This window comes from Agromyces sp. NPDC058064, from assembly GCF_042885275.1.
Taxonomy (GTDB): Bacteria; Actinomycetota; Actinomycetes; order Actinomycetales; family Microbacteriaceae; genus Agromyces.
In genome coordinates, this window is record NZ_JBHVSE010000004.1 from 141,602 (window position 1) to 161,965 (window position 20,364).

Annotated in this window: 19 protein-coding genes; 11 read left to right on the forward strand and 8 right to left on the reverse strand. The window is 71.3% G+C overall.

The annotated features are described in order from the left end of the window. The first annotated feature begins 191 nt into the window (after positions 1-191). Positions 192-1,385 carry a histidine kinase gene (locus tag ACFVSL_RS14495; RefSeq protein WP_386941680.1) on the forward strand — a complete coding sequence of 398 codons (1,194 nt, stop codon included), beginning with the start codon at positions 192-194 and terminating at the stop codon, positions 1,383-1,385. Beyond that, positions 1,382-2,050, forward strand: a complete 669-nt coding sequence (locus ACFVSL_RS14500) for a response regulator (protein ID WP_386941681.1) — start codon at positions 1,382-1,384, stop codon at positions 2,048-2,050. Before ACFVSL_RS14495 ends, ACFVSL_RS14500 begins: the two co-directional genes overlap by 4 nt. A 4-nt stretch (positions 2,051-2,054) precedes the next feature. Here ACFVSL_RS14500 and ACFVSL_RS14505 read toward each other — a convergent pair whose 3' ends face one another. Continuing rightward, positions 2,055-3,065 (reverse strand): serine hydrolase domain-containing protein, encoded by a 1,011-nt coding sequence (locus ACFVSL_RS14505; RefSeq protein WP_386941682.1) that lies wholly within the window; start codon positions 3,063-3,065, stop codon positions 2,055-2,057. A gap of 104 nt (positions 3,066-3,169) precedes the next feature. Between ACFVSL_RS14505 and ACFVSL_RS14510 the strand changes: the two genes are divergently transcribed. The 3 genes from ACFVSL_RS14510 (at position 3,170) to leuA (ending at position 7,359) form a co-directional block, all read left to right on the forward strand. Further along, complete coding sequence (locus tag ACFVSL_RS14510; RefSeq protein ID WP_386941683.1) at positions 3,170-3,931, forward strand: ABC transporter ATP-binding protein; 762 nt, start codon at positions 3,170-3,172, stop codon at positions 3,929-3,931. Then, positions 3,931-5,328 carry an FtsX-like permease family protein gene (locus tag ACFVSL_RS14515; RefSeq protein ID WP_386941684.1) on the forward strand — a complete coding sequence of 466 codons (1,398 nt, stop codon included), beginning with the start codon at positions 3,931-3,933 and terminating at the stop codon, positions 5,326-5,328. Before ACFVSL_RS14510 ends, ACFVSL_RS14515 begins: the two co-directional genes overlap by 1 nt. 258 nt (positions 5,329-5,586) lie before the next feature. Then, positions 5,587-7,359 carry a 2-isopropylmalate synthase gene (gene leuA / locus ACFVSL_RS14520; RefSeq protein WP_386941685.1) on the forward strand — a complete coding sequence of 591 codons (1,773 nt, stop codon included), beginning with the start codon at positions 5,587-5,589 and terminating at the stop codon, positions 7,357-7,359. A gap of 9 nt (positions 7,360-7,368) precedes the next feature. Here the strand turns inward: leuA and ACFVSL_RS14525 are convergent, their stop codons facing one another. Beyond that, on the reverse strand, positions 7,369-8,055 hold the full coding sequence (locus ACFVSL_RS14525) for a trimeric intracellular cation channel family protein (protein WP_386941686.1): 687 nt from the start codon (positions 8,053-8,055) through the stop codon (positions 7,369-7,371). A gap of 52 nt (positions 8,056-8,107) precedes the next feature. Between ACFVSL_RS14525 and recO the strand changes: the two genes are divergently transcribed. Together recO and ACFVSL_RS14535 are read left to right on the forward strand one after the other, a co-directional pair. Beyond that, a complete protein-coding gene (recO, locus tag ACFVSL_RS14530; RefSeq protein WP_386941687.1) occupies positions 8,108-8,860 on the forward strand; it encodes a DNA repair protein RecO in 753 nt (250 codons plus the stop codon). Between the two features lie 7 nt (positions 8,861-8,867). Next, positions 8,868-9,674, forward strand: a complete 807-nt coding sequence (locus ACFVSL_RS14535; RefSeq protein ID WP_386941688.1) for an isoprenyl transferase — start codon at positions 8,868-8,870, stop codon at positions 9,672-9,674. Positions 9,675-9,701: 27 nt separating this feature from the next. Here the strand turns inward: ACFVSL_RS14535 and ACFVSL_RS14540 are convergent, their stop codons facing one another. Genes ACFVSL_RS14540 through ACFVSL_RS14565 form a run of 6 tightly spaced genes read right to left on the reverse strand, consistent with a single transcriptional unit; the run spans position 9,702 to position 14,038 of the window. Continuing rightward, a complete protein-coding gene (locus ACFVSL_RS14540) occupies positions 9,702-11,423 on the reverse strand; it encodes an ABC1 kinase family protein (protein WP_386941689.1) in 1,722 nt (573 codons plus the stop codon). A gap of 51 nt (positions 11,424-11,474) precedes the next feature. Beyond that, positions 11,475-12,047 (reverse strand): PadR family transcriptional regulator, encoded by a 573-nt coding sequence (locus tag ACFVSL_RS14545; protein WP_386941690.1) that lies wholly within the window; start codon positions 12,045-12,047, stop codon positions 11,475-11,477. Positions 12,048-12,090: 43 nt separating this feature from the next. Continuing rightward, the gene (locus tag ACFVSL_RS14550; protein ID WP_386941691.1) at positions 12,091-12,639 is read right to left on the reverse strand and encodes an AAA family ATPase; all 549 of its coding nucleotides are present in this window, start codon (positions 12,637-12,639) and stop codon (positions 12,091-12,093) included. A gap of 29 nt (positions 12,640-12,668) precedes the next feature. Beyond that, entirely contained in the window at positions 12,669-12,842 is a 174-nt protein-coding gene (locus tag ACFVSL_RS14555) for a hypothetical protein (RefSeq protein WP_386941692.1), read from the reverse strand. Continuing rightward, positions 12,839-13,504, reverse strand: coding sequence for a DsbA family protein (locus tag ACFVSL_RS14560; RefSeq protein WP_386941693.1), 666 nt, complete (start codon positions 13,502-13,504; stop codon positions 12,839-12,841). The genes ACFVSL_RS14555 and ACFVSL_RS14560 overlap by 4 nt, the downstream gene beginning before the upstream one ends. A 57-nt stretch (positions 13,505-13,561) precedes the next feature. Then, positions 13,562-14,038 (reverse strand): aminoacyl-tRNA deacylase, encoded by a 477-nt coding sequence (locus tag ACFVSL_RS14565; RefSeq protein ID WP_386941694.1) that lies wholly within the window; start codon positions 14,036-14,038, stop codon positions 13,562-13,564. A gap of 93 nt (positions 14,039-14,131) precedes the next feature. Here ACFVSL_RS14565 and dusB point away from each other — a divergent pair, with 93 nt between their 5' ends. The 4 genes from dusB (at position 14,132) to ACFVSL_RS14585 (ending at position 20,333) form a co-directional block, all read left to right on the forward strand. Further along, the gene (gene dusB, locus ACFVSL_RS14570; protein ID WP_376944934.1) at positions 14,132-15,304 is read left to right on the forward strand and encodes a tRNA dihydrouridine synthase DusB; all 1,173 of its coding nucleotides are present in this window, start codon (positions 14,132-14,134) and stop codon (positions 15,302-15,304) included. A gap of 4 nt (positions 15,305-15,308) precedes the next feature. After that, complete coding sequence (locus ACFVSL_RS14575) at positions 15,309-16,565, forward strand: deoxyguanosinetriphosphate triphosphohydrolase (RefSeq protein WP_386941695.1); 1,257 nt, start codon at positions 15,309-15,311, stop codon at positions 16,563-16,565. Between the two features lie 73 nt (positions 16,566-16,638). Further along, positions 16,639-18,519, forward strand: coding sequence for a DNA primase (gene dnaG, locus ACFVSL_RS14580; protein ID WP_386941696.1), 1,881 nt, complete (start codon positions 16,639-16,641; stop codon positions 18,517-18,519). Between the two features lie 188 nt (positions 18,520-18,707). After that, a complete protein-coding gene (locus ACFVSL_RS14585) occupies positions 18,708-20,333 on the forward strand; it encodes an ABC transporter substrate-binding protein (RefSeq protein ID WP_386941697.1) in 1,626 nt (541 codons plus the stop codon). Positions 20,334-20,364 lie beyond the last annotated feature (31 nt).

The following is a 20,364-nucleotide window of genomic DNA, read 5'->3' on the forward strand; positions in this document are numbered from 1 at the left end:
GGTGGGCCGTGGGTAGCTCGGCCGGCTCGGGTTCTGATCGGCAGTGCGACTCGGGTGGGCCGAGGGCAGCTCGGCCGGCTCGGGTTCTGATCGGCGCTCCTCGGCCTCAGGTGTGCGCCGCGCGTACGACTCGAGGATGATTCAGCCCGCGAACGGCGAATCCACACCCATCCAGCGCGTACGGTGGATCGGTGCCCACCACGATCAGCCGCGCCAAGCTCACGACCGACATCGTGCTCGCCGGCGTGTTCGCGCTCGTGTGCCTGCCCTTCGCCCTGCTCGGCGGCGCAGCCGACCTCGTGATCCTGGCGGGCTTCACCGGCGCGCTCGCGATCCGGCGCTTCGACGTGCGGTGGTCGCTCGCGATCGCCTGGGCCTCCGCGCTGACGCAGATGCTCCTGCTGCGCGACCTGCAGCTCTACGACGCCGCGGTGCTCGGCGTGCTCTACTCGACCGCGGCCCACGGTGGCCGGGTCGTGAAGTGGCTTGGCCTCGGGTCGGCCGGGGTCGGAGCGCTGCTCGCCACCGGGTACCTCGCCGTCGTGAAGCCGCTGCTCGGCGGGGCGTCGGCGATCGGGGGCGGCGATGCGATCGGCATGCTCGTGCTCACCGGGATGCTCTTCGTCGCCTCGATCGCGGTGCTCGTGCTCGCCTGGACGGCCGGGCTCCTCGTGCGCGCCGTGCGCGACAACCGCGAGGTCGCGCGCCGCGAAGAGGTCGCGAACCGCGAACGCGAGCTCGCGCAGTACCGCTACGTCGTCGAGCAGGAGCGCAACCGCATCGCCCGCGACATGCACGACGTGGTCGCGCACTCGCTCGCGGTCGTGATCGCGCAGGCCGACGGCGCGCGCTTCGCGGCGCGCACGAGGCCCGAGTCGGCCGTCGACGCGCTCGGCACGATCGCGGGGGTGGCGCGCGGCGCGCTCGGCGACGTGCGGCTGCTGCTTGCCGAGCTCCGTCACCATGAGAGCGCCTCCCCGCAGCCCGTGCTCGACGACCTCGGCGCGCTGCTCGAGCAGGTGCGTGCGGCCGGACTCGACGTGCGGTTCTCCGAGTCGGGCGATCGCCCCGAGCTCGGCACGGGTCACCAGATCGCGGTCTACCGCATCGTGCAGGAGGGCCTCACGAACGCGCTCCGCCACGGCGACACGACGAAGCCGGTCGTCCTCGAGCTCGCCTGGGACCAGGCGGGCGTCGAGCTCCGACTCGTCAACTCGCAGCGTCCGGATGCCCCGGCGCCCGACTCGCACGCGTTCCGCCACGGCATCCCGGGCATGCGCGAGCGCGCGCAGCTGACGGGCGGCAGCCTGCACGCGGCGGCCGGCGAGGACGGCCTGTTCCGCCTGACCGCCCGCATCCCCGCCCAACCCGGAAGGTCCGCATGAGCATCCGAGTCGCCCTCGTCGACGACCAGGCCCTGTTCCGCGCCGGCGTGCGCATGCTCGTCGAGTCGCAGCCCGACCTCGACGTGGTGGGCGAGGCGGGCGACGGCGTCGCGGCGATCGCCCTCGCCGCGGCCGAGCGCCCCGACGTCATCCTGATGGACGTGCGGATGCCGCTCGCGGACGGCATCGCCGCGACCGAGCGGATCCTCGCCGACGCCGATCGCGACGGCAGGCCCGCCCCGAAGGTGCTCGTCCTGACGACCTTCGACCTCGACGAGAACGCCGCCCGTGCGATCCGCGCCGGCGCGAGCGGCTTCGTGCTGAAGGACGCCGACCCCGAGTTCCTCCTCGCGGCGATCCGCACCGTGCACCAGGGCAACCAGGTGATCGCCGCCTCGGCGACCCGCGCGCTGTTCGCGCACGTCGGCGCGGCCACCGCTGGTCGCCCGGCCCCGGCGGCCTGGTCCGAGCTCACGCCCCGCGAGCGCGAGATCTTCGCCCTCGCCGCGCGCGGGCTCTCGAACAGCGAGATCGCCGCGTCCGAGTATCTGAGCGAGGCGACGGTGAAGACGCACGTGAGCCGGATCCTCGCGAAGCTCGGCCTCCGCGACCGGGTGCAGCTCGTCGTCTTCGCCTACGAGCACGACCTGCGGTCGGCCGACTGACGCCCTACACGGTGTCCGTGAGCAGCGAGACGACCGGCCATGCACCCTCGGAGCTGTTGCCGAGCACGCTCAGGGTCGTCGCGGTGTCCCGGTTGTGAACTGAACGGAATGACACGCCCGCGTCGTGCCCGTCGATGAAGAGTCGGTGGCGCTTCGCGCCGAGTGAGATGCCCATCCCGTATCGCACGCCCTCGAACCCCGGCCGGGTCATCCGCTCGAGGGTCTCCTCGTTCACGATCCGGCCGTCGGTGAGCGCACGCCAGAACCGGTGGAGGTCGTCGGCGGTGGTCCAGATGCCGCCGTCGCCGTTGCCCCGCACGGGCAGGTGCAGCACGTTGGTGCGATCGCCCTCCTCGAAGAGATAGCCGAGGGCGGCGTCGCCGGGGAGCTCGTCCGACCTCAGGAAGGACGTGCTCGCCAGGCCGGCACGCGCGCAGATCTCGGCGTCGACGAGGTCGTGGTACGGCGTCCGGCTCGCGCGCTCGGCGACCAGCGCGAGCACGATGTAGCCGCCGTTGCAGTATGCGAACCGCGTTCCGGGCGGGGACGCCTGCGGGTGGCCGTCGATGACGGGCACGAACGCCTCGGTCTCGGCGAGGAGGTGGACGGGGGCGGACAGCACGTAGTCGGAGGCATTCCAGTCGGCTGTCTCGTCGAGGTAGTCGCCGATGCCGGAGGTGTGCGTGAGCAGCTGCGCGACCGTCACGTCGTCGTCGATGAGCGGCAGGTCGGTGCCCAGGATCGCGCGGACGCGAGTGTCGAACGAGAGGACGCCCGCTTCGATGAGCCGGAGCACGGCCAGCGCCGTGAAGGTCTTGGCGCCGCTGGCGATCGCGAACCGGGTCCGCGTGGTGTTCGGCACCCGCAACGCGCGGTGCGCGTAGCCTTCGACCCGCTCGAAGCGGCGTTCGTCACCGACGTCGATCGTCACGACTCCGGTGAACGTGGCCTTCCTCACCGCGGCGTCGAGCGCGGCTTCGTCGGGAACCGGGGACGTGGCGGGTTCGGCGTGCATCCTGCGAGCCTAACGGTGCGCCGTCAGCGTCATCCCAGAGGATGACGGCGAACCGTTCGATGGTCGGATGACCCGGGCTGCGGTGCATCCGTAACGTCGAAGACATGCAGATCCAACCCTCTGACCTCGGTCTCATCGCCCGCGTCGCGGGCCTCGCCAAGCGCTACGGCCGCGGTGCCGGCTCGGTGACCGCGCTCGACGACGTCTCGCTCGGCCTCCGCCGCGGTGAGTTCACGGCGATCATGGGGCCCTCGGGCTCGGGCAAGTCGACGCTCATGCACATCATGGCGGGTCTCGACTCGCCGACGGCCGGCCGCGTGTGGCTCGGCGACACCGACATCACCGAGCTCGGCGACGCCGCGCTCACGGTGCTGCGCCGGCGCCGCATCGGGTTCATCTTCCAGTCGTTCAACCTCGTGCCGACCCTCGACGTGCGCGGCAACGTGATGCTGCCGTTCGAGCTCGACGGCCGTCGGCCCACCCGAGACGAGCAGGCGTGGATCGACGAGCTCTTCGACACGCTCGGCCTCGGCGGCCGCCTCACCCACCGACCGCACGAGCTCTCGGGCGGCCAGCAGCAGCGCGTCGCCATCGCGCGGGCCCTCGCGACGCGCCCCGACCTCGTCTTCGCCGACGAGCCCACCGGCAACCTCGACTCCCGCACCGGGCGCGAGGTGCTCGGTCTTCTCGCCGTCGCGAGCGCCCGGTACGGGCAGTCGATCGCCATGGTGACGCACGACCCGGTCGCGGCGAGCCACGCCGATCGCATCCTGTTCCTCGCCGACGGCAGGATCGTGCGCGACGCGGGCCGCTCGACCCCCGAGGAGATCTCCGCGTTCATGCTGTCGATGGAGTTGGCGGCCTGATGCGCACCCGGATGAAGGACCAGTGGCCGACGCTGCTGGTCGCCGCCCTCGCCGGCACCTTCGGCGTGCTGCTGCTGCACGTGACCGGCCTGCTCGCCGCCGCGATCCGCGCCGACGACGTCACCGGGGAGAGCGACACCGTGGCCCTCATGCTCGGCTTCCTCGCGACGGTGTTCGTCGTGATCGCCGTGTACGTGAGCGCGATCGTCACCTCGAACACCGTGGCGACCGTCGTCGCGGGTCGCACCCGCACGATCGCGCTGCTGCGGCTCATCGGTTCGAGCGCCCGCGCGCAGCGCGCCCAGATCGCCAAGGAGGGGCTCGTGGTCGGGATCGCCGGCGCCGCGATCGGCGTCGTCGCCGGCACCGGTGCGGCCTACGGCGTCGAGCAGTTCGCCGTCGCGAACCGGATGCTGCCGCCGACCGAGTACGACTACCTCAATCCCGCCGTGGTGCTGCCCGCCGTCGCGGTCGTCCTCACGACGTGGCTCGCCTCCTGGGTGGGGTCGCGTCGAGTGCTCCGGGTGCGGCCGATCGAGGCGATCTCGAACTCGAACGCGCAGGACCGTGAGGAGCTCGGCCGCCGGAGGGGCCGCAACATCGCGGCGATCGTGCTGGTCGCCATCGGCATCGGCCTGCTCGTCACGGGCGTCGTGGTCGGCCTCACCGACCCGATGGGCGTGCTCATCGGCCTCGCCGGAGGCATCCTCTCGTTCACGGGCGTCGTGCTCGGTGCCGACGTCGTGATGCCGCCCGTGCTGCGACTCGTCGGCCGCCTGTTCGGCCGCTCGCCGGCCGCGCGACTCGCCGCCGAGAACGCCGTGCGCAACCCCGAGCGGAGCTCCCGCATGACGATCGGACTCGTCATCGGCGTCACGCTCGTGACGACCTTCTCGGTGACGATGGAGTCGTACCGGGCGATGCTGCTCGCCGCGCAGGAGGCGCAGCCCGAGGTGTACGCCGGCATCGAGACCATGCTCGACGCGACGATCGCCGTGTTCACGGTGCTCATCGGCTTCAGCGCCCTCATCGCCGCCATCGGCATGGTGAACACGCTCTCGCTGAGCGTGATGCAGCGCACCCGCGAGCTCGGGCTGCTGCGCGCGCTCGGCTTCGACCGGGGCCAGCTGCGCCGCATGATCGTCGTCGAGAGCGCCGCGCTCACGGTCGCCGCGACGCTCACCGGCCTCGTGCTGGGCTTCGGCTACGGCTGGGTCGGGGCGCAGGCGCTCCTCGGCGGGGCCCAGGGGCACCCGGTGTTCGTGCTGCCGGGCGTGCCGTGGATCATGATCGGCGCACTCGTCGTCGCGGCGGGCGTGCTGACGCTCGTCGCATCCATCGCCCCGGCGCGACGCGCGATGCGCGTCTCGCCGGTGGTCGCCCTCGCGGTCGACTAGGGGGATCGCGAGGGACGGGAGGGAAGGGCGGGCGGCGGCCTCGGGGGAGGCCGCCGCCCGCTTCCGTGCGTCGGGCACCCGCGTTCGCACCGCCCGGGCGTCACATGCATGCGGCCGCCGCGCTCGGATGTTAGCCTTGTGCCGTGCTTCACGGCCTGCTTCTCCTTAGCTGCCGCAGCGAGTCCTAGTTCGAAGGCCTCCCTCGCTGCGGAGTTCGTCGTCGGCTGAATCCATCCGAACAAGCGAGAAGAGCACCCCATGCAGAACACCCAGCAGCCCTCGGCGATGCCCGTCCACCGGTACCGCCCCTTCCACGAGCAGATCTCGGTCGAGCTGCCCGACCGCACGTGGCCGTCCAAGCGCATCGAGCAGGCGCCCCGCTGGTGCGCCGTCGACCTGCGCGACGGCAACCAGGCCCTCATCGACCCGATGAGCCCCGAGCGCAAGCGCATCATGTTCGACCTCCTCGTGAAGATGGGCTACAAGGAGATCGAGGTCGGGTTCCCGAGCGCGAGCCAGACCGACTTCGACTTCGTGCGCAGCCTCATCGACGAGCACGCGATCCCCGACGACGTCACCATCCAGGTGCTGACGCAGGCGCGCGACCACCTGATCGAGCGCACCTACGAGGCGATCGCGGGCGCGAAGCAGGCGATCGTGCACCTCTACAACTCGACGAGCATCCTGCAGCGCGAGGTCGTGTTCCGCACCGACAAGCAGGGCATCATCGACATCGCCCTGCACGGCGCGCGCAAGTGCCGCGAGCAGGAGGCGACGATCCCCGCCACCACCGTCTACTACGAGTACTCGCCCGAGAGCTACACCGGCACCGAGCTCGAGTTCGCGGTCGACGTCTGCAACCAGGTGCTCGAGATCCTCGAGCCGACGCCCGAGCGCAAGGTCATCATCAACCTGCCCGCCACCGTCGAGATGGCGACGCCGAACGTCTACGCCGACTCCATCGAGTGGATGAGCCGCCACCTCGCGCACCGCGAGAACGTCATCCTCTCGCTGCACCCCCACAACGACCGCGGCACCGCCGTCGCCGCCGCCGAGCTCGGCTACCTGGCCGGCGCCGACCGCATCGAGGGCTGCCTCTTCGGCAACGGCGAGCGCACCGGCAACGTCGACCTCGTCGCGCTCGGCGTGAACCTCTTCACGCAGGGCATCGACCCGCAGATCGACTTCTCCGACATCGACGAGGTCAAGCGCACCGTCGAGTACTGCAACCAGCTGCCCGTGCCCGAGCGGCACCCCTGGGCGGGCGACCTCGTCTACACCGCGTTCTCGGGCTCGCACCAGGACGCGATCAAGAAGGGCTTCGAGGCGATGGCCGCCGAGGCCGAGCGCCGCGGGGTCTCCGTCGACGAGCTCGAGTGGGCCGTGCCGTACCTGCCGGTCGACCCGCGCGACCTCGGCCGCAGCTACGAGGCCGTCATCCGCGTGAACTCCCAGTCGGGCAAGGGCGGCGTGGCCTACCTGCTGAAGACCGACCACGCCCTCGACCTGCCGCGACGACTGCAGATCGAGTTCTCGGGCGTCGTGCAGCAGAAGACCGATGCCGAGGGCGGCGAGGTCTCGAGCGACGAGATCTGGCGCGTCTTCACCGACGAGTACCTGCCGGCGCCGCAGAACCGCCCCGACGAGAAGTGGGGCCGATTCGAGCTGCTGAGCCTCCGCACCGAGAGCGCCCTCGACGGCGTCGTCAAGGTCCGCGTGGGGCTCCGCGACGGCGTCGAGCGGGTCGAGGCCGATGCGAGCGGCAACGGCCCGATCTCCGCGTTCCTCAACGTGCTGGGCGCCGAGGGCGTCGAGGTGAAGCTCCGCGACTACGTCGAGCACACGCTCTCGGCGAGCGGCGACTCGCAGGCGGCCGCGTACGTCGAGCTCGAGGTCGAGGGCACCGTGCTGTGGGGCGTCGGCATCGACGCCGACATCTCGACCGCGTCGCTGAAGGCCGTCGTCTCGGCCGTCAACCGCGCGCTGCGCGTCCGCACCGCCGAGCCCGAGCTCGCGACCGCCGGCGTCTGATCCCGCAGGTCAGCGGCGGATGACCGGCAGCACGCCGGTCTCCGTCGCGACCTTGCGGCGGTACAGCATGCGCTGCTCGGGCAGCGAGAGGTCGAAGATCACGGCGAGCCAGCGGATGATGCTCGTCACGACGATGCAGACCATGCCCGCGATGAGCAGCGGCACGCCGAAGGCGTCGAGTCCGACGAGCACGAGGCATCCGGCCGCTGCGGCGACCGCGTAGAGGGAGCCGACGTGCATGATCGCGACCGGCAGGCTCATGAGCATGTCGCGCAGGATGCCGCCGCCGACGGCGGCCGCCACGCCGACGAACACCGCGGGGAGGACCGGCAGGCCGAGGTCGAGCGCCTTCGTCGTGCCGAAGGCGCCGAACATGCCGATGACGAGCGCGTCGAGCCCGACGATGACGCCGTTGAGGCGCTGCAGGGGCGAGGCGAGCAGCATGCCCACGAGCGAGGCCGCGACCGCGGTCACGAGGTACCAGTTGCTCTGCAGCGCCCCGATCGGCACGTTGAGCAGCAGGTCGCGGGTCATTCCGCCGCCGAAGCCCATCACGATGCCGACGATCGCGACGCCGAGGAGATCGAGGCGGCGTTCGCCGCGGAACCCGGACGCGAACAGTGCGCCCTGCACGCCGCCGAGACCCACGGCGGTCAGGTCGAGCCAGAGGGGGATCGTGAACTCTGCGGTTTCCACGCTCACAGTGAATCACGGATGCCGCGGGCCGCAGAGATGGGAGAATCGAGCTGTGCCCGTGTACCGAGATGAAGCCGTCGTGCTGCGCACCCACAAGCTGGGCGAGGCCGACCGCATCCTCACCCTCCTGACGCGCGAGCACGGCAAGGTCCGTGCCGTGGCGAAGGGCGTCAGGCGTACGGGGTCGAAGTTCGGCGCCCGCCTCGAGCCGTTCATGGTCGCCGACCTGCAGCTCTACGAGGGCCGCAGTCTCGACGTCGTGAACCAGGCCGAGTCGCTCGGCTCCTACGGCGCCCAGATCACCCAGGACTACGCGGCCTACACCGCGGCGAACGCCATGGTCGAGGCCGCCGACAAGCTCACCGAGTCCGAGGGGTCGCTGCAGCAGTACCTCCTGCTCGTCGGCGCGCTCCGCTCGCTCGCCCGCGGCGAGCACGGGGCGGGCCTCACCCTCGACTCGTACCTCCTGCGGGCCCTCGCCCTCGCCGGCTGGGCGCCGAGCTTCGGCGACTGCGCCCGCTGTGGTCGACCCGGGGAGCACACGGCGGTCGTCGTGCAGCTCGGCGGGGTCGTCTGCGACGACGAGTGCGCCCCGCCCGGCACCCCGCGCATCGACCGCACGACGGTGGCGCTGCTGGGTGCGCTCCTCTCGGGCGACTGGGAGTACGCCGAAGCCGCACCCGAACGCGACCGCAACCAGGCGAGCGGCATCGTCGCCGCCTACACCCAGTGGCACCTCGAACGGGGACTCCGTTCGCTGCCGCACGTCAGCCGCGAGGCATCCGCCCCGCGACCCGCCCTCTGAGGAACCCGTGACCCCGAAGCCGTACACCCACCGCGACGCCGTGCCCTACAAGCCGATCGACTGGACGGGGGTGCACCCGCCCGCCTTCCCGAAGGGCTCGGTGCCCGAGCACGTCGCGATCGTCATGGACGGCAACGGGCGCTGGGCCAACCAGCGCGGACTCACCCGGATCGAAGGCCACAAGGCGGGCGAGGCGGCGCTCCTCGACGTCGTCGCCGGCGCGATCCAGGCCGGGGTGAAGCACCTCTCGGTGTACGCGTTCTCGACCGAGAACTGGAAGCGGTCGCCCGAGGAGGTGCGCTTCCTCATGGGCTACAACCGCGACGTGCTGCACCGTCGGCGCGACCAGCTCAACGAGTGGGGCGTGCGCATCCGCTGGGCCGGTCGCCGTCCGCGCCTCTGGGCCTCGGTCATCAACGAGCTGCAGTTCGCAGAGAAGCTCACGGCGGGCAACGACGTGCTGACGCTCACGATGTGCGTCAACTACGGCGGGCGCAACGAGATCACCGACGCGGTGCGCTCGATCGCCGACGACGTCGCGGCCGGCCGGCTGCGGCCCTCGGCGGTGAGCGAGAAGCTCATCGCGAAGCGGCTCTACGTGCCCGAGATGCCCGACGTCGACCTGTTCGTGCGCTCCTCGGGCGAGCAGCGCACCTCGAACTTCCTGCTGTGGCAGTCGGCCTACGCCGAGATGGTGTTCCTCGACACCCTCTGGCCCGACTTCTCGCGCACCCAGCTCTGGGAGGCGATCGAGATCTACGCCCGCCGCAACCGTCGCTTCGGCGGCGCGGTCGACGCGCCCACGGTCAGCTGAGGGCGACTCCGTCGAGAACGCGCCTCCTCAGCGGCGCCCGCGCCGCCGGCGCTGGACGACGCCGGCGAACAGCGCGTGCAGCAGCGGCAGCGCCGACACGATCATGAGCGTCGTGCCGAGCGCGGGGTTCGGGGCGAGCAGCAGCGCGCCGCCGATGAGCAGGGCCGCGAACAGCACGGCGGACATGATGCGCCGCGCCACGCCTTCGAGGCGATCGAGCCGCCGTTCCAGGCGCGAGGTGTCGAACGACATCCGGCCCTGGTCGGCCTTGGTGATGAGCGCGTCGACGCGCTTCGGCATGCCCCACATGAGGCCGGCGCTCGTCATGGCCTGTCCAAGGAGCTCCTGCACGACGTCGCCGCGCTCCTCGTTCAGGAGCTGCGTCGCGTACGGCTCGACGGCGTCCCACACGTTGAACTCGGGGTCGAGCGAGCTGCACATGCCCGAGGTGAGCGCCATCGCCCGGATGAGCAGCAGCAGGTGCTCGGGCAGCTGCAGCGGCAACGAGCGCATGACGTCGCCGAACTCGACGCCGAAGTCGCGGAACTCGCGCGGGTCGACGTCCTTCAGCTGGGCGAAGCCCATGCCGCCGAAACGCTCGAACAGCTGCGTCAGCGCGCGCTCGAGCTCGGCGGTGTCGGCCGAGGGCATGAGCACCCCGATCTCGTGCGCGGCCTCGATCATGCCGTGGCCGTCGCGCGACGCGACGGCGATGACGAGCGAGCGCAGGCCCGCCCGCAGTTCGCCGGGGACCTCGGCCATCATGCCGAAGTCGACGAAGGTCAGGCGCCACGGGATGCCCGGGGCGGCAGCGCCGTTCGTGCCGGTCGCCTCGTCCGCCCCGAGCGGCGTCACGAAGATGTTGCCGGGGTGCGGGTCGGCGTGCACGAAGGCGTGCGTGAACACCTGGTCGAACATGACCTCGGCGAAGACCCGCGCGACGTCGGCGGGGGAGATGCCGGCGGCCCGCAGGGCGTCGGTGTCGTTGATCTTGATCGCCGTGACGTCCTCGAGGGTGAGCACGCGGCGGGTGGTGCGCTCCCACACGACGGCGGGCGCGTACACGCGCGGGTCGTCGGCGAACGACTCGGCGAAGCGCTCGGCGCTCTGCGCCTCGTGCAGGTAGTCGATCTCCTCGTGGCTCGTCTGCGCGAACTCCTCGACGAGGGCGGGGGCGTCGACGTGGTCGGCCACGACGCGCACGCGCCGGAGCCATCCGGCGACGCGGCGGAGCGCCGCGAGGTCGACCGCCACGATCTGCTCGATGCCGGGGCGCTGCACCTTGACGACGACCGCGTCGAGCCCGGTGTCGGCGGCATCGCCCGCGGCGAGCCGGGCGCGGTGCGCCTGCCCGAGCGAGGCGGCCGCGACGGGGACCTCGTCGAAACTGGCGTACACCCGGTCGAGCGGGGCGCCGAGCTCGGCCTCGGCGAGTGCGCGGATCTCGGGGAACGGCACCGCAGGGACCTCGTCCTGGAGGCCGGCGAGCTCGGAGGTGATCTCGGGCGGCAGCACGTCGAGGCGGGCGGAGAGGAACTGGCCGACCTTGATCATGAGGCCGCCGAGGTCGACCGCGAGCGCGCGGAACCGTTCGGCGAGACGGCGCATCCTCCGTTCGCGCGAGCGGTCGGCGATGCCGCCGAGGCCGAGCTTCGGCAGGACGAGCTCGAACCACCAGATCTGCACGAGCTGGCGCGCCGCGAATCCGAGGATGCTGCGAGAGCGCGCGCGGTGGGCACCGTCGGTCATGCCGCCATCCTCTCGCGTCGCGACGGATGCGGCACCCGGGGCGGCACCCGGTCAGCCCTCGGCGAGGATCGAGTAGAGCCGGCGGCGGGCCTCGTCGAGCACGGTGACCGCCTGCTGGATCTGTTCGGGGGAGCCGCTGCGGCCGAGCTGCGCGGCGGCGGCCGCGAGCTCGACGCCGGACTTCGAGAGCGCCCGATGGGCGCCGCCCCCGGCCGAGGACGACTCCCACGGCGCCGGTCGATCGCCCGCCGCCGCCGCTTCGTCGCGGCCGGCCTCGGTGAGCGAGTACGTCTTGCGGCCCTGCGTCTCGTCGGCCACGATCAGCCCCTCGTCGGCGAGGAGCTGCAGCGTCGGGTAGACGGACCCGGCGCTCGGCTTCCACGAGCCGCCGCTGCGCTCGTCGATCTGCTGGATGATCTGGTAGCCGTGCATGGGCTGCTCGGCGAGGAGGGCGAGCACCGCGGCCCGCACGTCGCCACGGGCCATCCGTCGCATGCCGGGGCGCTGCTCGAACGAGGAGCGCAACTGCTCCATCGCCTCCCAGATCGCGGCACCCGGGTTGCCCGGTCCCGTGCCGCCGAAACCTGCGCCGCCGAATCCGCCGGTCGAGCGATTGCCGTTCATGATGACCTCCCGCGATATGCGAACGATACTCAACGATATATCGCTAGGCCTCGGAAGGGAAGGCCTGCCGGAGCCACGCGTCGGCGTCGCGCGGACGCCCGAGACGCACGACCTCGAGCCCGGGATGGGTTCGCGAGACCTCGGCGACGCGCGACGGCCAGAGCGCGTGCGTGCGCCAGGCCCAGCGGACGATGTGCTCGTGATCGGTGAGGACCGTGGCGAGCGACGGCTCGATGTTGCCGTTCCAGAGCTCTTCACGGCGCACGCGGCGGCTGACGGTCCGCCGGGTCACCTGCCGCATGACCCGCCACCGCGAGTAGTCGAGGAAGACGAGCAGCTGCGCGCGCTCGGCCAGCATCGGCCGCACCGTGTCGTACTGCCACTCGATCACCCAGGCGTCCTGCGCGGTGAACCGGTCGACGTCCTCGACGAAGCTCGGCCTCGGCGTCCAGTCGGGCCCGTGGAAGAGGGCGTCGATCTCCTGGAACGGGAGCCCCGCCGCCACGGCGATGCGGCGGCCGAGCGTCGTCTTGCCCGAGCCGCTCGTCCCGGTGACGAGGATGCGGCGCGGGCGCGTCGGGGAGTCGGGCATCCGACCACTCTAGGTGCGCCCGCGGGCGGCTACTCCGCCGCGAGCCCGGGCACGAAGCAGACGTCGCCCTCGCAGACCATGGCGCCCGCGGCGCCGGGCAGCATGGTGAAGGGCGAGGCGGATGCCCCGGTGCCCGCGCCGCTCGCGGAGCCCGCCTCGAGCGGGGTCGCGCCCGAGGCATCCGTCTCGATCCCGACGCTCACGCGGCCGCGCCGTCGCGCTCGCCCGCGACCTGGGTGAGCACCTGGCCGAAGACCTCGGCGGGCTGCGCGCCCGAGACGCCGTACTTGCCCTCGAAGACGAAGAACGGCACGCCGTTGATGCCGTACGCGCCGGCCTGCGCGATGTCGGCCTGCACGTCGGCGGCGTAACGGCCCGACTCGAGCGCCTCGCGGGCGGCGTCGGCGTCGAGCCCCACCTCGGAGGCGAAGACGACGAGCTCGTCGATGCGGTTCACGCGACCGCCCTCGACGAAATAGGCCTTCAGCAGGCGCTCCTTGAGCTCGAGCTGCTTGCCGTGCGCCTTCGCGAAGTGGAGCAGCTCGTGCGCCTTGAGGGTCTTCGTGTGCGCGACCTTCTCGAAGTGGTAGTCGAGGCCGGCCTTCGCAGCCACCCCCGTGACGTGCTCGAGCATCTGCTCGACGCGCTCGACGGGCATGCCCTTGCGCTCGGCGAGGTACTCGACGGTCGAGCCCTCGAAGTCGAGCGGGGTGTCGGGCGAGAGCTCGAACGAGTGGTACTCGATCTCGACGTCGGGCGCGTCGTCGCCGAGGGCGGCGAGGCCCTCCTCGAGGTGGCGTTTGCCGATGTAGCACCAGGGGCAGGCGATGTCGGACCAGATGTCGATCTTGATGGGGGAAGTCACGATGAATGCGAACGCATCGGGTGCTCGCGGCATTCCCGAAACGGCCGATCCTCTCCGCTACTCGGGATCGCTGAGGTCGGCGACCGTCGCGTCGAGCGCGGTGATGAGCGCGTCGGCGTCGACGAACAGGCTGCGTCCGTGCTCGCCGGCGCCCATCGAGACGCGGCGGCCGGCGATCGTCTCGTCGACGAACACGGGCCACGGGTTCGTCGAGCCGAGCGGCGTGATCGTGCCGCGCTCGTAGCCGGTGGCGGCGAGCGCGAGCGAGGCGTCGGGCAGCTGCAGCTTGTTCACGCCGACGAGCGCGCGCAGCTTCGGCCAGCTGATCTTGCGGCCGCCGGGCACGAGGGCGAACAGGTAGGTGTCGTCGCTGCGCTTGACGACCAGCGACTTCACGATGTCGCCGGGGGAGATGCCCATCAGCTCGGCCGCCTCCTCGAGGCTGCGCGCGGCGGGCCGCTCGATGATCTCGACGTCGAGGCCGCGCGCCTCGGCATCCGCTCGGACCCGCTCGGCACCCGTGAGCTCAGCCATCTCGTCCTCCCCAGTGGTCGACCTGCAGTGAATCCTAGGCTCGCACCGCGCCATCGGGCGAGCGGGCCGCGATCTCTGGGAGAATCGACGGTGATGTCCTCAACCACCACGCTTCCCGCAGGCCCGCTCGCGATCGGCGGCATCGAGCTCGACGTGCCCGTCGTGCTCGCACCGATGGCCGGCATCACCAACACGGCGTTCCGCCGGCTCTGCCGCGAGTTCGGCGCCGGGCTCTACGTCTCCGAGATGATCACCTCGCGCGCGCTCGTCGAGCGCACGCCCGAGTCGATGCGCCTCATCACGCACCACGAGTCCGAGACGCCGCGCTCGATCCAGCTGTACGGCGTCGACCCGAAGACGGTCGCCGAGGCGGTCACGATGCTCGTCGCCGAAGACCGCGCCGACCACATCGACCTCAACTTCGGCTGCCCCGTGCCGAAGGTCACCCGCAAGGGCGGCGGCTCCGCCCTCCCGTGGAAGACGGGCCTGTTCCGCGACATCGTCGAGGGCGCCGTGCGCGCCGCGGGCGACATCCCGCTGACGGTGAAGATGCGCAAGGGCATCGACGCCGACCACCTCACCTACCTCGAGGCCGGCCGCATCGCCGAGGGCGCCGGCGTCTCGGCGGTCGCGCTGCACGCGCGCACCGCCGCCGAGTTCTACTCGGGCCAGGCCGACTGGTCGGCCATCACCAAGCTGAAGGAGACGGTGACGAGCGTCCCCGTCCTCGGCAACGGCGACATCTGGTCGGCCGCCGACGCGCTGCGCATGGTCGACGAGACCGGGTGCGACGGCGTCGTCGTCGGTCGCGGATGCCTCGGGCGCCCCTGGCTCTTCGGCGACCTTGCCGCGGGGTTCCGCGGTGAGCTCGCGGGCGACGACGGGGCGCTGTTCCAGCCCTCGCTCGGGCAGGTTGCGCAGACGTTCCGGCGGCACGCCGAGCTCCTGACCGAGTTCTTCGACAGCGAGGAGCGCGGGTGCCGAGACATCCGCAAGCACGTCGCCTGGTACTTCAAGGGGTACCCGGTCGGCGGCGACCTGCGGGCGCGCCTCGCCACCGTCGAGTCGCTCGCGATGCTCGACGACCTGCTCGGCACGCTCGACTGGTCGATGCCGTACCCGGGCGAGGGTGCCGAGGGGCCGCGCGGCCGCGCGGGCACGCCGAAGAACCCGACCCTTCCCGAGGGCTGGCTCGACTCGCAGGAGCTCGTCGGCCACGACCGGGTGACGCTCGTCGACGCCGAGCTCGACACGAGCGGCGGGTAGCCCGGTGGCAGATCGACTCTTCGGCGGCTACGAGGCCGTCGACACCGAACGGCTGCTGCCCGAAGAGCACTCCTCGCGGCGCAGCGACTTCGCCCGCGACCGCGCGCGCCTGCTGCACTCGAGCGCGCTGCGGCGCCTCGCGGCGAAGACGCAGGTGCTGAGCCCGACCCAGGGGCTCGACTTCGCACGCAACCGGCTGACCCATTCGCTCGAGGTCGCCCAGATCGGCCGCGAGCTCGCCGCGAACCTCGCGCTCGACCCCGACGTCGTCGACACGGCCTGCCTCGCCCACGACCTCGGCCACCCGCCGTTCGGCCACAACGGCGAGAAGGCGCTCAACGACTGGGCCGCCGACATCGGCGGCTTCGAGGGCAACGCGCAGACCCTCCGCCTGCTCACCCGACTCGAGCCCAAGGTATTCGACGACGACGGCCGCAGCTACGGCCTCAACCTGACGCGGGCGAGCCTCGACGCGAGCTGCAAGTACCCGTGGCCCGAGGCGACGGGCGTCGCAGACCCCTCCGGGCGGCAGAAGTTCGGCTTCTACCACGACGACGTCGCGGTGTTCGAGTGGCTGCGCGCGGGCGCGCCCGAGCGGCGGCTCTGCATCGAGGCGCAGGTGATGGACCTCTCCGACGACATCGCGTACTCGGTGCACGACTTCGAGGATGCGATCGTCGGCGGCTACATCGACGTCGCGGCGCTCGGCGCCCGCGTCGACCACGACGAGCTCGTCTCCTCGATGCACAAGTGGGTCGGCGGCGCGATCCCGCACGACGAGCTCATCGCGGCGTTCGACCGCCTCGACTCGCTCGACGGCTGGCTCGACGAGTGGACGGGCAGCCGCCGTGACCAGGCGAGGCTCAAGAACCTCACGAGCCAGCTGATCGGGCGCTTCGCGCACGCGGCCACCGAGGCCACGCGTTCCGCGTTCCCGCTCGCGAGCCTCATCCGCTTCGACGCCGACGTCGTCGTGCCCCGCGAGATCCAGGCCGAGATCGCGGTGCTGAAGGGCATCGTCGCGGCGTTCGTGATGTCGCGCAACACGCGTCAGCCGATCTACCTCCAGCAGCGGCAGGTGCTCGCCTCGCTCGCCGACGCGCTGCACGCGAGCGGCGACGAGCACCTCGACGCGGGCTTCGCCGAAGACTGGTCGGCCGCGGCCGACGACGCCGCGCGCAAGCGGGTCGTCGTCGATCAGGTCGCGAGCCTCACCGACCAGTCCGCGCTCAGCTGGTACGAACGGCTCGTGCAGCGCTGAGCGGCCGGCCCGGCGCCGATCGGCCCCGAGCCGACCCGCCCAGCGAACCGTCGACCGAGATTAGGATGTGAGCATGGCGGGCCGAATTCGACAGAGCGATGTCGACGAGGTGAAGGCCCGCACGAACATCGCCGACATCATCGGCGACCACGTCAGCCTGAAGTCGGCCGGCGTCGGCTCGCTGAAGGGGCTGTGCCCCTTCCACGACGAGCGCAGCCCGAGCTTCAACGTGCGGCCGGGCGTCGGGTACTACCACTGCTTCGGCTGCGGCGAGTCGGGCGACGTCTACACCTTCCTGCAGCGCATGGACCACGTCTCGTTCACCGAGGCGGTCGAGCGGCTCGCCGGGCGCATCGGCTTCGAACTGCACTACGAAGACGGCGGGCAGGCGCCCGACCACGGCAACCGCGCGCGGCTGCTCGCGGCGAACCAGGCCGCGGCCGAGTTCTTCGTCGAGAAGCTCGGTGCTCCCGAAGCCGAGATCGGCCGCCGGTTCCTCGGCGAGCGCGGCTTCGACGCCGAGGCCGCCCGCCGGTTCGGCGTCGGCTTCGCGCCGAAGAGCTGGGACGCCCTGACGAACCACCTCAAGTCAAAGGGCTTCTCCACCGAAGAGCTGAGTGCGGCGGGTCTCGTCTCCCAGGGTGACCGCGGCGTCTACGACCGGTTCCGCGGCCGGCTCGTCTGGCCCATCCGGGATGTCACGGGCCAGACGGTCGGCTTCGGCGCGCGCCGCCTGCTCGACGACGACAAGGGCCCCAAGTACCTCAACACCCCTGAGACGGCGGTCTACCACAAGTCGCAGGTGCTCTACGGGCTCGACCTCGCCAAGCGCGACATCTCGAAGACGCACCGCGTCGTCGTCGTCGAGGGCTACACCGACGTCATGGCCTGCCACCTCGCCGGGGTCACCACCGCGATCGCGACGTGCGGCACGGCGTTCGGCGTCGACCACATCAAGGTGCTGCGGCGCGTGCTCGGCGACGACTCGGGCGTCGGCGAGGTGGTCTTCACCTTCGACGGCGACGCGGCGGGCCAGCAGGCCGCGATGCGCGCCTTCGCAGAAGAGCAGCGCTTCGCCGCGCAGACCTTCGTCGCCGTCGCGCCCGACGGACTCGACCCGTGCGACCTGCGACTCGCCCGCGGCGACGGCGCGGTGCGCACCCTCGTCGAGTCGCGCACCCCCATGTTCGACTTCGTGATCCGGCACACCCTGAACCGCTACGACCTCGAGACCGTCGAGGGTCGAGTGGGCGCGCTCCGCGCCGCGGCGCCCATCGTCGCCGAGATCCGCGACGCCTCGTTGCGGCCCGGCTACACCCGCGAGCTCGCGCGCATGCTCGGCATGGAGCTCGGGGAGGTGACCCGGGCGGTGCGCGGCGCCGGCGGGGGAGGGCGCGGTCGCGGGCCCGCCGCAGCGCAGGGCACTCGGGCGGAGGCATCCGCACCGCTCGCCGCGAACGCGGGCGAGGCGACGGAGCGCCCGTTCTCGATCGCGACGCTGCCGAACGACCCGTCGACGAGGCTCGAGCGCGACGCGCTCCAGGCGATGCTCCAGTACCCCGACCGGGTCGGCGACGAACTGCTCCGGCACGCGGTCGACTCGCGGTTCGGGGATGCGACGCTCGCCGTCGTGCGCGACGGCGTCGCGGCGGTGCTGGGCTCGACCGACCCGGGGCTCCGCGTCGATCGCGTCGTCGCCGAGGTCCCCGCCCCGTTCGCGGGCGTCGTGCAGCAGCTCGCCGTGCTGCCGGTGCCGCAGCGCAACGACGCCGAGCTCGAGGCCTGGGTGCGCGGCGTGGTGAGCTCGCTCATCGACCGCGAGCTGCTGCGCCAGAAGTCCGAGCTGCTCGGTCGGCTGCAGCGGTTGTCGCCGGGCGACCAGGCGACGTTCTCCGCGCTGCAGCGCGCGCTCGTCGAGCTCGAGCAGGAGCGCCGGGCGCTGCGCGCCGACTGACGAAATCCGTCGCCGTGCGACGCCGTCCGACGATCCGTTGCGTGCAAGGTTGCAGATCGGTAAACATTCCGACGTTCGACGGCCCCTCCCTGCATGACTCAGGATCGTTGTGCTACCTCTGAGTGATACGAGAACGCGCCGTGGTAGCCGCGGTGCGCTTCAGTCCTGACAGGAAGAGGTAGACGGATATGACATCCGCAACCAAGAACCGCCGCGCGCTCCTTGCGGTGGCCGGATTCTCGGCGGCCGCACTCGTGCTCGCCGGCTGCTCGGCCGGCGGCGGCGGCGACGACAACGCTTCGGGCGGCTCGATCACGGTCGGCACGACCGACAAGGTCACGACGCTCGACCCGGCCGGTTCGTACGACAACGGTTCGCTCGCCGTGCAGACGCAGGTCTTCCCGTACCTGCTGAACACCGACTACAACAGCACCGACGTCGTGCCCGACCTCGCCGAGACGGCCGAGTTCACCGCGCCGACCGAGTACACCGTCACCCTGCCCGCCGGCCTCAAGTGGGCGAACGGCAACGACCTCACCTCGTCCGACGTGAAGTTCTCGTTCGACCGTCAGCTGAAGATCGCCGACCCGAACGGCGCGTCGAGCCTGCTCTACAACCTCGAGAGCGTCGACGCCCCCGACGACACCACCGTCGTGTTCCACCTCAAGGCCGAGAACGACCAGGTCTTCCCGCTCATCCTCACGAGCTTCCCGGGCGCCATCGTCGACGACGAGGTGTTCTCGCCCGACGCCCTCACCTCCGACGACGACATCGTCGCGGCGAAGGCGTTCGGCGGCCCGTACCAGATCGCGAGCTACGACTTCAACAACCTGATCTCGTTCAAGAAGAACCCCGAGTACAAGGGCCTCCTCGCCGACGCGTCGACCGACACGGTCAACCTGAAGTACTACGCCGAGTCGTCGAACATGAAGCTCGACGTCCAGGAGGGCAACATCGACGTCGCGTACCGCAGCCTGTCTGCGACCGACATCGAAGACCTCAAGGGCAACGACGAGGTCAACGTCGTCGACGGCCCCGGCGGCGAGATCCGCTACATCGTCTTCAACTTCGACACGCAGCCCTACGGCGCGAAGACCCCCGAGGCCGACCCGGCCAAGGCCCTCGCCGTCCGTCAGGCCGTCGCCGACCTCATCGACCGCGAGGAGCTCGGCGAGCAGGTCTACAAGGGCACCTACACGCCGCTGTACTCGTACATCCCCGCCGGCCTCGCCGGTGCGGTCGAGCCCCTGAAGGAGCTCTACGGCGACGGCGCCGGCGCCCCCGACGCCGCGAAGGCGAAGGAGGCCCTCGAGGCCGCCGGCGTCACCACCCCGGTCGAGCTGAACCTCCAGTACTCGAACGACCACTACGGCCCCTCGTCGGCCGACGAGTACGCGCTCATCAAGGACCAGCTCGAGGCCGACGGCCTGTTCACGGTGAACCTGCAGACCACCGAGTGGGTGCAGTACTCCGAGGACCGCGTCGCCGACGTGTACCCGGCCTACCAGCTCGGCTGGTTCCCCGACTACTCGGACGCCGACAACTACCTCACGCCGTTCTTCCTCAAGGCGAACTTCCTGAGCAACCACTACGACAACCCCGAGGTCAACGACCTCATCCTCGAGCAGGCCGTGACGACCGACGTCGCCGCGCGCACCGCGCTCATCGAGGAGATCCAGGAGAAGGTGGCGGCCGACCTGTCGACCGTCCCCTACCTCCAGGGCGCCCAGGTCGCAGTGACCGGCACCGACATCGACGGTGCGGTCCTCGACGGTTCGTTCAAGTTCCGCTTCGCCTCGCTCACCAAGGGCTGAGCGACATGAGCGACTAGAGTCGCTTGCAGAC